General features: G+C 47.4%; 1 protein-coding gene. It reads left to right on the top strand.

Annotated elements, in window-relative coordinates:
* Positions 1-22: 22 nt before the first annotated feature.
* A complete protein-coding gene (locus KCG43_RS21310) occupies positions 23-541 on the top strand; it encodes an Hcp family type VI secretion system effector (RefSeq protein ID WP_192016345.1) in 519 nt (172 codons plus the stop codon).
* The last annotated feature ends 241 nt before the right edge of the window (positions 542-782 follow it).

Here is a 782-nt window from a genome sequence, read left to right on the forward strand (position 1 = left end):
TAAAATTTAAGGGAAAGTGATTATGCCAACTCCAGCTTATATGTCTATTCATGGTGAAACTCAGGGCCACATTACTAAAGATGCTTACACGGCAGATTCTGTTGGTAACACTTGGCAGGAAGCGCACGTTGACGAATTCCTGGTTCAGGAACTGGACCATGTTCTGACTGTTCCTCGTGACCCACAAAGCGGTCAGCCAACAGGTCAGCGTGTTCACCGTCCAATTATCGTGACTAAGCAGCAAGACCGTACTTCGCCATTGCTGTTCAACGCATTGGTCAGCGGTGAGAAGCTGCCAGAAGCTTACATCAACTTCTACCGCACTTCGACTCAAGGCAAGCAAGAGCATTACTACACCATCAAACTGATTGATGCACTGCTGGTTGATATGCAAACCCGTATGGCGCACTGCCAGGATGCAGCTACTTCTGACCGTGTGGTTGAAGAAGTACTGAAACTGACTTACCGCGCCATTGAAGTAACCCACGAAGTCTGTGGTACTGCAGGTAACGACGACTGGCGTACGCCGCGCGAAGCGTAATAACGCCGATTCATGGGGGCCGGTTCCGGCCCCTTTTGTCATAGTTGTATCAGGTAAAAGTAATGAGTAATCCGGTTCAATTTTCCTTCTCTATCGAAGAAACAGAACACGAATTCCGTGTTGAAGAATTTAAGATCACCGAGCGTCTGTTTCAACCTTTTGAAATTAACGTCACATTGCTTTCACGTGATGCAGATATTGCTTTTGAGGACGTTATCCGTAAGGCAGGGGTGCTGCAACT

The sequence above is a fragment of the Photobacterium sp. WH24 genome, assembly GCF_019204055.1.
GTDB classification, from domain to species: Bacteria; Pseudomonadota; Gammaproteobacteria; order Enterobacterales; family Vibrionaceae; genus Photobacterium; species Photobacterium arenosum.